The sequence below is a fragment of the Escherichia sp. WS1152 genome (assembly GCF_046487665.1).
Lineage (GTDB): Bacteria > Pseudomonadota > Gammaproteobacteria > Enterobacterales > Enterobacteriaceae > Escherichia > Escherichia coli.
Map to the genome: position 1 here is coordinate 123539 of NZ_JBJQJA010000004.1, position 13085 is coordinate 136623.

Annotated in this window: 12 protein-coding genes; 7 read left to right on the forward strand and 5 right to left on the reverse strand. The window is 52.7% G+C overall.

Annotated elements, in window-relative coordinates; translation table 11 throughout:
- Positions 1 to 61 precede the first annotated feature (61 nt).
- Together ACJHW7_RS08560 and ACJHW7_RS08565 are read right to left on the reverse strand one after the other, a co-directional pair.
- The gene (locus ACJHW7_RS08560; protein WP_000250656.1) at positions 62 to 958 is read right to left on the reverse strand and encodes an aldo/keto reductase family oxidoreductase; all 897 of its coding nucleotides are present in this window, start codon (positions 956 to 958) and stop codon (positions 62 to 64) included.
- Positions 959 to 1006: 48 nt separating this feature from the next.
- The gene (locus ACJHW7_RS08565; RefSeq protein WP_000840481.1) at positions 1007 to 1246 is read right to left on the reverse strand and encodes a DUF1289 domain-containing protein; all 240 of its coding nucleotides are present in this window, start codon (positions 1244 to 1246) and stop codon (positions 1007 to 1009) included.
- A 102-nt stretch (positions 1247 to 1348) separates the two neighbouring features.
- On the opposite strand from ACJHW7_RS08565, the gene nemR reads away from it, so the two are divergent.
- From nemR to ACJHW7_RS08590, 5 genes are all read left to right on the forward strand, one after another.
- Positions 1349 to 1948, forward strand: coding sequence for a DNA-binding transcriptional regulator NemR (gene nemR, locus ACJHW7_RS08570; RefSeq protein WP_001536940.1), 600 nt, complete (start codon positions 1349 to 1351; stop codon positions 1946 to 1948).
- A 37-nt stretch (positions 1949 to 1985) separates the two neighbouring features.
- On the forward strand, positions 1986 to 3083 hold the full coding sequence (gene nemA, locus ACJHW7_RS08575; RefSeq protein ID WP_001536941.1) for an N-ethylmaleimide reductase: 1098 nt from the start codon (positions 1986 to 1988) through the stop codon (positions 3081 to 3083).
- An 80-nt stretch (positions 3084 to 3163) separates the two neighbouring features.
- Positions 3164 to 3571: a lactoylglutathione lyase gene (gloA, locus tag ACJHW7_RS08580; RefSeq protein WP_001237796.1), complete on the forward strand. Its 408-nt coding sequence runs from the start codon at positions 3164 to 3166 to the stop codon at positions 3569 to 3571.
- A gap of 102 nt (positions 3572 to 3673) precedes the next feature.
- Positions 3674 to 4321: a ribonuclease T gene (rnt, locus tag ACJHW7_RS08585; protein WP_001282281.1), complete on the forward strand. Its 648-nt coding sequence runs from the start codon at positions 3674 to 3676 to the stop codon at positions 4319 to 4321.
- A 92-nt stretch (positions 4322 to 4413) separates the two neighbouring features.
- Entirely contained in the window at positions 4414 to 9030 is a 4617-nt protein-coding gene (locus tag ACJHW7_RS08590) for an ATP-dependent helicase (RefSeq protein WP_040234726.1), read from the forward strand.
- Between the two features lie 50 nt (positions 9031 to 9080).
- Here ACJHW7_RS08590 and grxD read toward each other — a convergent pair whose 3' ends face one another.
- The gene (grxD, locus tag ACJHW7_RS08595; protein WP_000108172.1) at positions 9081 to 9428 is read right to left on the reverse strand and encodes a monothiol glutaredoxin 4; all 348 of its coding nucleotides are present in this window, start codon (positions 9426 to 9428) and stop codon (positions 9081 to 9083) included.
- Between the two features lie 334 nt (positions 9429 to 9762).
- Here grxD and mepH point away from each other — a divergent pair, with 334 nt between their 5' ends.
- The gene (mepH, locus tag ACJHW7_RS08600) at positions 9763 to 10590 is read left to right on the forward strand and encodes a peptidoglycan DD-endopeptidase MepH (protein WP_000101183.1); all 828 of its coding nucleotides are present in this window, start codon (positions 9763 to 9765) and stop codon (positions 10588 to 10590) included.
- A gap of 127 nt (positions 10591 to 10717) precedes the next feature.
- Complete coding sequence (gene sodB, locus ACJHW7_RS08605; protein ID WP_000007283.1) at positions 10718 to 11299, forward strand: superoxide dismutase [Fe]; 582 nt, start codon at positions 10718 to 10720, stop codon at positions 11297 to 11299.
- 145 nt (positions 11300 to 11444) lie between these two features.
- Here sodB and ACJHW7_RS08610 read toward each other — a convergent pair whose 3' ends face one another.
- Together ACJHW7_RS08610 and cydH are read right to left on the reverse strand one after the other, a co-directional pair.
- On the reverse strand, positions 11445 to 12614 hold the full coding sequence (locus ACJHW7_RS08610) for an MFS transporter (protein WP_021556847.1): 1170 nt from the start codon (positions 12612 to 12614) through the stop codon (positions 11445 to 11447).
- A gap of 165 nt (positions 12615 to 12779) precedes the next feature.
- Complete coding sequence (cydH, locus tag ACJHW7_RS08615) at positions 12780 to 12869, reverse strand: cytochrome bd-I accessory subunit CydH (RefSeq protein WP_000102278.1); 90 nt, start codon at positions 12867 to 12869, stop codon at positions 12780 to 12782.
- Positions 12870 to 13085 lie beyond the last annotated feature (216 nt).

The window sequence follows — 13085 nt, forward strand, 5'->3', positions numbered from 1 at the left end:
CATTCCTGAATAAGTGTAAACCAGTGACACATTTTTGAACGGCGGCTATTCCTAAAAGTGCTTACGGTACGTCGTACCCCAGTGCCGCTTTACGGATACGAAACCATTGTTGACGGGTCATTTTCAGTGTTTCTGCTTCGACAGCTGCCCGTACGCGCTCAATTTTACCTGAGCCGATAATTGGCAGCGGCTGCGACGGTAAACGTAATACCCAGGCGTAAACCACCTGTTCAATCGAGCCCGCGTTTAACTCCTCCGCCACCACAGCCAGTTCATCACGTAGCGGCTGGAAATAATCATCATTAAACAGACGACCACCACCAAGGCAGGACCACGCCATCGGACGAACACGCAGTTGTTGCAGTTGGTCGAGCGTGCCATCCAGCAGTAACGGCTGATGTACCGGGGATATTTCCACCTGATTAGTGGCAAGGGTAAACGGCAGGCGTGATTGCAACAGGGCAAATTGCGCGGGCGTGAAGTTGGATACGCCAAAATGACGCACTTTGCCGCTCTGATGCAGATGTTTGAACGCGTCCGCCACTTCATCGGCATCCATTAACGGGTCCGGGCGGTGGATTAACAGCAGATCCAGATGATCGGTCGCGAGATTAATCAGCGACTGTTCGGCGCTTTTAATAATATGGTCGCGGTCAGTGATGTAATGGCCAATGACGTTTTCTTCACGCGCAGTCGTAGCAATGCCACATTTGCTGACGATTTCCATCCGTTCACGCAGATGTGGGGCCAGTTTCAGCGCCTCGCCAAACGCCGCTTCGCACTGATAGCCACCATAAATATCAGCATGGTCCACGGTGGTCACGCCGAGATCCAGATGCTCTTCAATAAAACTGACCAGCTGGCGGGCGGACATATTCCAGTCCATCAATCGCCAGTAGCCCATCACAAAACGGGAAAACTCCGGGCCTTGCGGCGCAATAGTAATACGCTGAACCATATTCGCTTCCTCTTATCAGATATGAGAGGAGTATACGCAAGATTAGGCTCAAAAGAGTGATGGTTGCTCCGGTTCGTCTGATGACGCTGGCTTATTTGCACGTAATTTGCGCATTAATCGCTGCCGACAAAGGCGCAGCACCTCTTGTTTTTCGCCATCGCTCATTTTATTCCAGTTAAAACGCTCATCCCGGCTTCGAAAACAGCCGCGACAAAACCCGCGTTCGTCAGACTGGCAAATTCCCCGGCACGGGCTCTGGACGGGAAAGAACTCTAATTGCTCCGCCACTTCGCCCTCCTCAGATAAGATTATTACCATTATTGAAGCTGTTAATGTCCAAAGTAGCAACTTTGCTTGCGCTAGACCGACTGGTCTACTACACTCCAACACATGAACAAACACACCGAACATGATACTCGTGAACATCTCCTGGCGACGGGCGAGCAACTTTGCCTGCAACGTGGATTCACCGGGATGGGGCTAAGCGAATTACTAAAAACCGCTGAAGTGCCGAAAGGGTCCTTCTATCACTACTTTCGCTCTAAAGAAGCGTTTGGCGTTGCCATGCTTGAGCGCCATTACGCCGCATATCACCAGCGACTGACGGAGTTGCTGCAATCCGGAGAAGGTAACTACCGCGACCGCATACTGGCTTATTACCAGCAAACACTGAACCAGTTTTGCCAACATGGAACCATCAGTGGTTGCCTGACAGTAAAACTCTCTGCCGAAGTGTGCGATCTGTCAGAAGATATGCGCAGCGCAATGGATAAAGGTGCTCGCGGCGTGATCGCCCTGCTCTCTCAGGCGCTGGAAAATGGTCGTAATAGCCATTGTTTAACCTTTTGCGGCGAACCGCTACAACAGGCGCAAGTGCTTTACGCGCTGTGGCTGGGTGCGAATCTGCAAGCCAAAATTTCGCGCAGTTTCGAGCCACTTGAAAACGCGCTGGCACATGTAAAAACCATTATTGCGACGTCTGCCGTTTAGCAGGCATTTTTTTATCACCAGACGACCGGGAGCCTTTATGTCATCTGAAAAACTGTATTCCCCACTGCAAGTGGGCGCGATCACGGCGGCAAACCGTATTTTTATGGCACCGCTGACGCGTCTGCGCAGTATTGAACCGGGTGACATCCCTACCCCGTTGATGGCGGAATACTATCGCCAACGTGCCAGTGCTGGTTTGATTATTAGCGAAGCCACGCAAATTTCTGCCCAGGCAAAAGGGTATGCTGGTGCGCCTGGCATCCATAGCCAGGAGCAAATTGCCGCGTGGAAAAAAATCACCGCTGGCGTTCATGCTGAAAATGGTCATATTGCCGTGCAACTGTGGCATACCGGACGTATTTCTCACGCCAGCCTGCAACCTGGCGGTCAGGCACCGGTAGCACCTTCAGCACTTAGCGCGGGAACACGCACTTCTCTGCGCGATGAAAATGGTCAGGCGATCCGTGTTGAAACATCCATGCCGCGTGCGCTTGAACTGGAAGAGATTCCTGGTATCGTCAACGATTTCCGCCAGGCCATAGCCAACGCCCGCGAAGCCGGTTTTGATCTGGTCGAGCTCCACTCTGCTCACGGTTATTTGCTGCATCAGTTTCTTTCGCCTTCTTCGAACCATCGTACCGATCAGTACGGCGGTAGCGTGGAAAATCGCGCACGTCTGGTGCTGGAAGTGGTCGATGCAGGCATTGAAGAATGGGGTGCCGATCGCATTGGCATTCGCGTTTCGCCAATCGGTACTTTCCAGAACACGGATAATGGCCCAAATGAAGAAGCCGATGCGCTGTACCTGATTGAACAACTGGGTAAACGCGGCATTGCTTATCTGCATATGTCAGAACCGGATTGGGCGGGAGGTGAACCGTATACTGATGCGTTCCGCGAAAAAGTACGCACCCGTTTCCACGGTCCGATTATCGGCGCAGGTGCATACACAGTAGAAAAAGCTGAAACGCTGATCGGCAAAGGGTTAATTGATGCGGTGGCATTTGGTCGTGACTGGATTGCGAACCCTGATCTGGTTACCCGCTTGCAGCGCAAAGCCGGACTTAACCCACAGCGTGCTGAAAGCTTCTATGGCGGTGGTGCGGAAGGCTACACTGATTACCCGACGCTGTAATCCAACATTGCGAGCGGCGCAAAGCCGCCGCTATACTAAAACAACATTTTGAATCTGTTAGCCATTTTGAGGATATAAAGATGCGTCTTCTTCATACCATGCTACGCGTTGGCGATTTGCAACGCTCCATCGATTTTTATACCAAAGTTCTGGGCATGAAACTGCTGCGTACCAGCGAAAACCCGGAATACAAATACTCACTGGCGTTTGTTGGCTACGGCCCGGAAACCGAAGAAGCGGTGATTGAACTGACCTACAACTGGGGCGTGGATAAATACGAACTCGGCACTGCTTATGGTCACATCGCGCTTAGCGTAGATAATGCCGCTGAAGCGTGCGAAAAAATCCGTCAAAACGGGGGTAACGTGACCCGTGAAGCGGGTCCGGTAAAAGGCGGTACTACGGTTATCGCGTTTGTGGAAGATCCGGACGGTTACAAAATTGAGTTAATCGAAGAGAAAGACGCCGGTCGCGGTCTGGGCAACTAATCTCCTGCCGGGCGCGAACTCATCGCGCCCGCATCTTTACTGCATCGACAAGTAATATTTGTCATAATGCGCGCTGCAATTTATCCGTATTAAGAGAATCAGATGTCCGATAACGCTCAACTTACCGGTCTGTGCGACCGTTTTCGTGGTTTTTATCCTGTTGTGATCGATGTTGAAACAGCCGGATTTAACGCCAAAACCGATGCGCTGCTTGAGATTGCCGCCATCACCCTGAAAATGGATGAACAAGGCTGGCTGATGCCGGACACCACATTACATTTCCACGTCGAACCATTTGTCGGCGCAAATTTGCAACCAGAAGCCCTTGCCTTCAACGGCATTGACCCGAACGATCCCGATCGCGGCGCGGTCAGCGAATACGAGGCGCTGCACGAAATTTTTAAAGTTGTACGTAAAGGTATTAAAGCGAGCGGCTGTAACCGCGCCATTATGGTGGCGCACAACGCCAATTTCGATCACAGCTTTATGATGGCCGCCGCTGAACGCGCCTCACTGAAACGTAACCCGTTCCACCCTTTCGCCACTTTTGACACTGCTGCACTGGCCGGGCTGGCACTCGGACAAACCGTATTGTCAAAGGCTTGCCAGACCGCTGGCATGGACTTCGACAGCACCCAAGCTCACTCCGCGCTGTACGACACCGAACGCACTGCGGTGCTGTTTTGTGAAATCGTCAACCGCTGGAAACGTCTGGGAGGCTGGCCGCTACCTGCCGCCGAAGAGGTGTAATCGAGTCGATGCCTGATGACATGCAATGATTCAGGCATCTATAGTGAGGCTATTCCACGCATCATGCATGATATTCACGGGGAATAGCGTTAATGGCAGATAATCCAAACCTTTCATCGCCCCTGCCGGACGTGTTTTCACCGGCGACCCGCGACTGGTTTCTTAGCGCCTTTAAACAGCCGACCGCTGTCCAGTCGCAAACCTGGCATGTGGCGGCGCGAGGCGAACATGCGCTGGTGATTGCACCGACCGGCTCCGGGAAAACGCTGGCAGCATTTCTCTACGCCCTCGATCGGCTCTTCCGCGAAGGCGGCGAAGATACCCGCGAGGCGCATAAGCGTAAAACCTCACGCATTCTCTATATTTCACCGATAAAAGCCCTGGGCACCGACGTTCAGCGCAACTTGCAGATCCCGTTGAAGGGTATTGCCGATGAACGGCGGCGGCGCGGCGAAACGGAAGTCAATCTTCGCGTGGGGATCCGTACTGGCGATACGCCTGCACAGGAACGCAGCAAACTCACCCGTAATCCACCGGATATTCTGATCACCACACCCGAATCACTCTATCTGATGCTGACCTCCCGCGCGCGCGAAACGCTACGCGGCGTCGAAACGGTAATTATTGATGAAGTCCACGCGGTAGCGGGCAGTAAACGTGGTGCGCATCTGGCGTTAAGTCTGGAGCGGCTCGATGCGCTGCTCCACACCTCAGCACAGCGAATTGGCCTTTCTGCCACTGTGCGCTCAGCCAGCGATGTGGCAGCATTTCTTGGCGGCGATCGCCCGGTTACGGTAGTCAACCCGCCCGCAATGCGCCATCCGCAGATACGGATTGTCGTACCGGTCGCCAATATGGATGATGTCTCATCGGTCGCCAGCGGCACTGGCGAAGACAGCCATGCCGGCCGGGAAGGCTCCATCTGGCCATATATTGAAACGGGTATCCTTGATGAAGTGTTGCGCCATCGCTCGACCATTGTCTTTACTAATTCGCGGGGGCTGGCGGAAAAACTGACGGCACGATTAAATGAGCTTTACGCCGCACGCTTACAGCGTTCCCCTTCTATCGCCGTTGATGTGGCCCATTTCGAGTCGACCTCCGGCGCAACCTCTAACCGTGTGCAAAGTAGCGACATTTTTATTGCCCGCTCACACCACGGCTCCGTCTCTAAAGAACAACGAGCAATCACCGAACAGGCGCTGAAATCGGGTGAATTACGCTGCGTAGTCGCAACCTCCAGTCTCGAACTGGGGATTGATATGGGCGCTGTGGATCTGGTGATTCAAGTGGCAACGCCGCTTTCTGTTGCCAGTGGGTTACAACGCATTGGTCGCGCCGGACATCAGGTTGGCGGTGTATCTAAAGGGCTGTTTTTCCCCCGAACCCGGCGTGACTTAGTCGATTCCGCAGTCATTGTAGAGTGTATGTTCGCAGGCAGGCTGGAAAACCTGACACCACCGCATAATCCACTCGACGTCCTTGCGCAGCACACCGTTGCCGCCGCGGCGATGGATGCATTACAGGTAGACGAATGGTACTCCCGCGTACGCCGTGCCACACCGTGGAAAGATCTGCCAAGACGTGTTTTTGACGCCACGCTGGATATGCTTTCCGGGCGCTATCCCTCTGGCGATTTTTCTGCTTTTCGACCAAAACTGGTCTGGAACCGGGAGACCGGGATATTGTCCGCCCGACCTGGCGCTCAGCTGTTGGCGGTTACCAGCGGTGGCACCATTCCGGATCGTGGCATGTATAGCGTGTTATTACCCGAAGGTGAAGAACAGGCCGGTTCGCGGCGGGTGGGTGAACTGGATGAGGAGATGGTATATGAGTCGCGGGTGAACGATATTATCACTCTCGGCGCTACCTCATGGCGGATCCAGCAAATCACCCGCGATCAGGTGATTGTGACTCCTGCTCCGGGTCGTTCTGCCCGGCTTCCCTTTTGGCGTGGTGAAGGTAACGGACGTCCGGCTGAATTAGGCGAGATGATCGGCGATTTTCTTCATTTACTGGCGGATGGCGCGTTCTTTTCCGGGACTATTCCCCCGTGGCTGGCAGAAGAAAATACGATCGCCAATATTCAGGGGTTGATTGACGAGCAGCGCAACGCGACGGGTATTGTTCCGGGGAGTCGTCATCTGGTCCTCGAACGGTGCCGTGATGAAATTGGCGACTGGCGTATTATTTTGCACTCTCCCTATGGAAGACGGGTGCATGAACCCTGGGCGCTGGCGATTGCCGGGCGAATACATGCGCTATGGGGCGCTGACGCGTCTGTGGTCGCCAGTGATGACGGCATTGTTGCGCGCATTCCTGACACTGATGGTAAATTGCCCGACGCCGCGATTCTTTTGTTTGAACCAGAAAAGTTGCTGCAAATTGCCCGCGAGGCGGTAGGCAGCTCAGCACTTTTCGCCGCCCGTTTTCGCGAATGCGCCGCGCGGGCGTTATTAATGCCGGGCCGCACGCCGGGCCATCGCACCCCGCTCTGGCAACAACGGCTGCGCGCCAGTCAGTTGCTGGAAATCGCTCAGGGATATCCGGATTTTCCGGTCATTCTCGAAACCCTACGCGAATGTCTGCAAGATGTTTATGATCTTCCCGCACTGGAACGTTTGATGCGTCGCCTGAACGGTGGCGAAATTCAAATATCCGATGTAACGACTACTACGCCCTCGCCTTTCGCCACCAGTTTATTGTTCGGCTATGTCGCGGAATTTATGTACCAGAGCGACGCCCCGCTGGCAGAGCGCCGGGCATCCGTACTGTCACTGGACAGCGAGTTACTGCGCAATCTACTCGGGCAGGTCGATCCGGGGGAATTACTCGACCCGCAGGTCATTCGCCAGGTGGAAGAAGAGTTGCAACGACTGGCTCCTGGCAGAAGAGCGAAAGGTGAAGAAGGATTGTTCGACCTGCTGCGCGAACTGGGGCCAATGACCGTTGAAGACCTGGCGCAACGGCATACAGGCAGCAGTGAAGAGATTGCGTCGTATCTGGAAAATCTTCTTACAGTAAAACGCATCTTCCCGGCGATGATTAGCGGACAGGAGCGTCTTGCCTGTATGGATGATGCCGCCAGGCTGCGCGATGCCCTCGGCGTACAACTACCAGAGTCTCTGCCAGAGATTTATTTGCATAGAGTCAGTTACCCGCTTCGCGACCTCTTTCTGCGCTATCTCCGGGCTCATGCTCTGGTCACGGCTGAACAACTGGCTCATGAGTTTAGTCTCGGTATTGCCATTGTCGAAGAGCAGCTTCAGCAACTGCGCGAACAGGGTCTGGTGATGAATCTGCAACAAGACATCTGGGTGAGCGATGAAGTATTTCGTCGTCTGCGTTTGCGCTCGCTGCAAGCCGCCAGAGAAGCGACGCGTCCCGTTGCGGCCACGACCTATGCGCGATTGCTGCTGGAACGTCAGGGCGTATTACCCGCCACCGATGGTAGCCCGGCGCTCTTTGCCTCAACATCGCCAGGCGTTTATGAGGGCGTGGATGGCGTGATGCGGGTGATCGAACAGCTTGCCGGAGTCGGTTTACCCGCCTCACTCTGGGAAAGCCAGATCCTGCCTGCCCGCGTACGCGACTATTCGCCAGAAATGCTCGATGAATTACTGGCAACCGGTGCGGTTATCTGGTCGGGGCAAAAAAAACTGGGTGAAGATGACGGCCTGGTGGCACTGCATCTACAGGAATATGCTGCAGAATCGTTCACTCCCGCTGAAGCGGATCAGGCGAATCGTTCGGCGCTGCAACAAGCGATAGTCGCTGTTCTGGCTGACGGAGGAGCCTGGTTTGCACAACAAATCAGCCAACGGATACGCGACAAAATCGGCGAATCGGTTGATCCCTCGGCACTGCAAGAGGCGTTATGGGCGCTGGTCTGGCAAGGCGTCATCACCAGCGATATTTGGGCACCGTTACGCGCCCTCACCCGCAGCAGTTCCAACGCACGCACCTCAACTCGCCGCAGTCACCGGGCTCGTCGTGGGCGTCCTGTCTATGCACAACCCGTCTCGCCGCGGGTATCTTACAACACACCAAATCTGGCTGGACGCTGGTCGTTATTGCAGGTGGAGCCACTAAACGATACCGAAAGGATGCTGGCGCTGGCGGAAAATATGCTCGACCGCTACGGCATCATCAGTCGTCAGGCGGTGATAGCCGAAAATATCCCTGGCGGGTTTCCATCGATGCAAACGCTTTGTCGAAGTATGGAAGATTCCGGGCGAATTATGCGAGGTCGTTTTGTAGAAGGTCTGGGTGGCGCGCAATTCGCTGAACGTCTGACTATTGACCGCTTGCGCGACCTGGCGACACAAGCCGCGCAAACGCGCCACTATACACCAGTGGCGCTCTCCGCCAACGATCCGGCTAATGTGTGGGGAAATCTTCTGCCCTGGCCTGCACATCCGGCAACGCTGGTACCAACGCGTCGGGCGGGTGCGCTGGTGGTCGTTTCTGGCGGCAAATTGTTACTCTATCTGGCGCAAGGTGGCAAAAAAATGCTGGTCTGGCAGGAAAAAGAGGAATTACTCGCCCCAGAGGTTTTCCACGCGCTGACTACCGCACTGCGTCGCGAACCACGGCTGCGCTTTACGCTAACAGAAGTGAATGATCTACCGGTCCGGCAAACGCCGATGTTTACGCTGCTGCGTGAGGCGGGATTTTCAAGTTCGCCACAAGGGCTGGATTGGGGATAGAGAAAGGACTGACGGATGCCCGTTCGCATCCGTCAGTATTGCAGGACGGATTATTCCGCGTCCGGCTCTTCAGACTTGTATTTAGCGGCAGTTTCTTTGATCAGCTGCTGCAGTTCGCCACGCTGATACATTTCGATCACGATATCACAACCGCCGACCAGCTCGCCGTCAACCCACAGTTGCGGGAAGGTCGGCCAGTTAGCATATTTCGGCAGTTCCGCACGAATGTCCGGATTCTGCAGAATATCAACATAGGCAAAACGTTCGCCACATGCGGCAAGCGCCTGGACTGCCTGGGCAGAGAAACCGCAGCTCGGCAGTTTCGGTGAACCTTTCATGTACAGCAGGATCGGGTTTTCAGCAATCTGGCGTTGGATTTTTTCGATAGTGGTGCTCATTGTCTTGCTTCCTCAAACTTCTTTACGGCAGTAATCTGACATTGTAGCGGGTCAGTGCAGCATCGGAAAATAACATTTTCATCACGCTTTAGCTATTTTATCCCTTTGCTCTATTTGTTGCATTTCAAATATTCGTTTCTTCTCTGATGCGCGGCAAACTGGCGTATTTATAACCATTTTTAGCTTTCACTGCTGCATTTTTTTGCGCTCGCCAACGAAACGTATTTTTTAACAATAAAAGCTATTAACTTTCTCTTCTTCTATGCATTAGAATCATCAAGTTTTGTAAATCAGACGCAGGCATGATAGACCTGCCTTAACAGAGGGACGCTCAGTGGCGCGGATAAACCGTATTTCGATCACGCTCTGTGCTTTACTTTTTACCACCCTGCCTTTAACGCCTATGGCCCATGCTTCAAAGCAAGCCAGGGAGAGTTCTGCTACCACTCATATCACCAAAAAAGCAGATAAAAAGAAAAGCACGGCAACCACCAAAAAGACCCAGAAAGCCAGCCAGAAAACAGCGAAAAAAGCCGCCAGTAAAAGTACGACCAAAAGCAAAACCGCTTCTTCCGTTAAAAAATCTTCCATTACCGCTTCTAAAAACGCCAAAACTCGCAGCAAACACGCCGTCAATAAAACGGCCTCAGCCAGCTTTACCGAAAAGTGTACCAAACGTAAGGGCTATAAATCGCATTGTGTGAAAGTCAAAAATGCCGCGTCAGGAACTCTTGCCGACGCGCACAAAGCGAAGGTGCAAAAAGCTACGAAAGTGGCAATGAATAAACTGATGCAGCAAATTGGTAAGCCATATCGTTGGGGTGGCAGCTCACCGCGTACCGGTTTTGATTGCAGCGGCCTGGTTTATTACGCTTATAAAGATTTGGTAAAAATTCGTATTCCGCGTACGGCGAATGAAATGTATCACCTGCGCGATGCAGCGCCAATCGAACGTAGTGAACTGAAAAACGGCGACCTGGTCTTTTTCCGTACTCAGGGACGCGGTACAGCCGATCATGTCGGTGTGTATGTCGGCAACGGCAAATTTATTCAGTCACCGCGTACGGGTCAGGAAATTCAAATCACTTCTCTCAGTGAAGACTACTGGCAGCGCCACTATGTTGGCGCTCGTCGGGTAATGACCCCAAAAACACTTCGCTAAAACTTTACCCTGTTGTTACGGCAACAGGGTAAGTTCATCTTTTGTCTCACCTTTTAATTTGCTACCCTATCCATACGCACAATAAGGCTATTGTACGTATGCAAATTAATAATAAAGGAGAGTAGCAATGTCATTCGAATTACCTGCACTACCATATGCTAAAGATGCTCTGGCACCGCACATTTCTGCGGAAACTATCGAGTATCACTACGGCAAGCATCATCAGACTTATGTCACTAACCTGAACAACCTGATTAAAGGTACCGCGTTTGAAGGTAAATCACTGGAAGAGATTATTCGCAGCTCTGAAGGTGGCGTATTCAACAACGCAGCTCAGGTCTGGAACCATACTTTCTACTGGAACTGCCTGGCACCGAACGCCGGTGGCGAACCGACTGGAAAAGTCGCTGAAGCTATCGCCGCATCTTTTGGCAGCTTTGCCGATTTCAAAGCTCAGTTTACTGATGCAGCGATCAAAAACTTTGGTTCTGGCTGGACCTGGCTGGTGAAAAACAGCGATGGCAAACTGGCTATCGTTTCAACCTCTAACGCGGGTACTCCACTGACCACCGATGCGACTCCGCTGCTGACCGTTGATGTCTGGGAACACGCATATTACATCGATTATCGCAATGCACGTCCTGGCTATCTGGAGCACTTCTGGGCGCTGGTGAACTGGGAATTCGTAGCGAAAAATCTCGCTGCATAATAACTGATGGCAAATGCAGCATTGCCTGATGCGCTTCGCTTACCATGCCAACGCGGATGAGGCGTTAACAGCGCATTCGGCAAGATAAATCGCACGTTGTCAGCAACTGTAACGCAGAAGGTTATCCTTCTGCGCTTTTGTTTAATTAGCTGTTAGCAACGCAAACTGTTTCAGGTTGTTTTCTGGCTGACATAAACACCAGCAATAATGCCAGTCCCGCGACAATCGCCCCCATCACCGGCACAAAGCTGTATCCCAGCCCAGCGGAAATTACCGCACCACCAGCGGCTGCTCCCAGCGCATTTCCAAGATTAAAGGCACCAATATTGACTGATGAAGACAGACCTGGCGCTTCACTGGCGACACGCATCACGCGCATCTGTAACGGCGGTACGACCGCAAAGGTTGCAGCGCCCCACACCACCATGCTAATAGCTGCGCCGAACTCATTGCGGGCCAGGAACGGGATTGCCAGCATAATCACCATCAGCAGCAACAAAAAGCCTTTCAACGTGCCGTTAACTGAACGATCTGCCAGTTTGCCGCCGAGATAGTTACCGATAGAGAATCCGACACCAATCAGCACCAGCATTGCCGTGACGAACACCGGTGTTGCGTGGGTAATACTTTGCAGTACCGGAGAGATATAGGTGTAGAGAGTAAACATTGCACCAGCTCCCAGTACCGTCGTCAGCAATGCAGACAGCACCTGCGGACGCATTAATACCGCCAGCTCTTTTTTCACTTCAGGTCGTGCCCCTGCACCACCTTTAGGTAATGAGAAGAACAGACTTACCATTGAAATCACTCCCAGCCCCGCCGTTGCCAGAAATGACATCCGCCAGCCGATGGTTTCACCCAACCAGGTCGCCGCCGGCACGCCACCGATATTTGCCAGGGTTAACCCCATAAACATAGTGGCAACTGCGCTGGCCTGTTTATGTTTTGGCACCACGCTTGCAGCCACGACTGAACCCAAACCAAAAAATGCTCCATGATTCAGGCTGGTCAAAATGCATGAAAGCATCAGGGTCATATAATCCGGCGCGATGGCGGAAAGTACGTTGCCGAGCGTGAAAATTGCCATCAGGAAAATCAACGCACTGCGGCGGGCACGATGAGAAAGTAGAAGCGTCATCAGCGGCGCGCCAACCATTACGCCAACTGCATAGGCACTGATTAACATTCCGGCAGCGGGAATCGAGACATCCACACCGCGCGCAATGACGGGCAACAAGCCCATTGGCGAGAACTCCGTTGTCCCGATACCAAACGCGCCAATCGCCAGCGCCAGCAACGGATAGTTAATTTTCATGCCTTATCTCCACCTCTTCGCGTCATTACGCGATATTCATTAAAGTGGCGAAAGCATGACAGCAATCACAAAAAAATGAAAATAACAAAAAGAGAAAACACTTTTGCCATTTTGCTAACAAACAGGAAGGAGATGCGAGGGAGAACGCGCTCCCTCGAGAGGAAATCAGTGCAGCGCGGCAGTCAAACCCACGGCTACGATCAAACCGAGGACGATAATCGTTGTTACCAGTGAAAATTTAAGGTCGGTGCTCATCAAGTTTTCTCCTTTTTTATTACCACACAAAAAGTGATATTACGCATTTTTACACACTGTGATGAAAAAATCTCCCGTCATTTATAATGATAAGTGTTTTTACCACTTCCCCTTTTCGTCAAGATCGGCCAAAATTCCACGCTTACACTATTTGCGTACTGGCCATTGACCCCTTCCTGACGCTCCGTGTCGTTTTTCCGGCGTACCGCAACACTT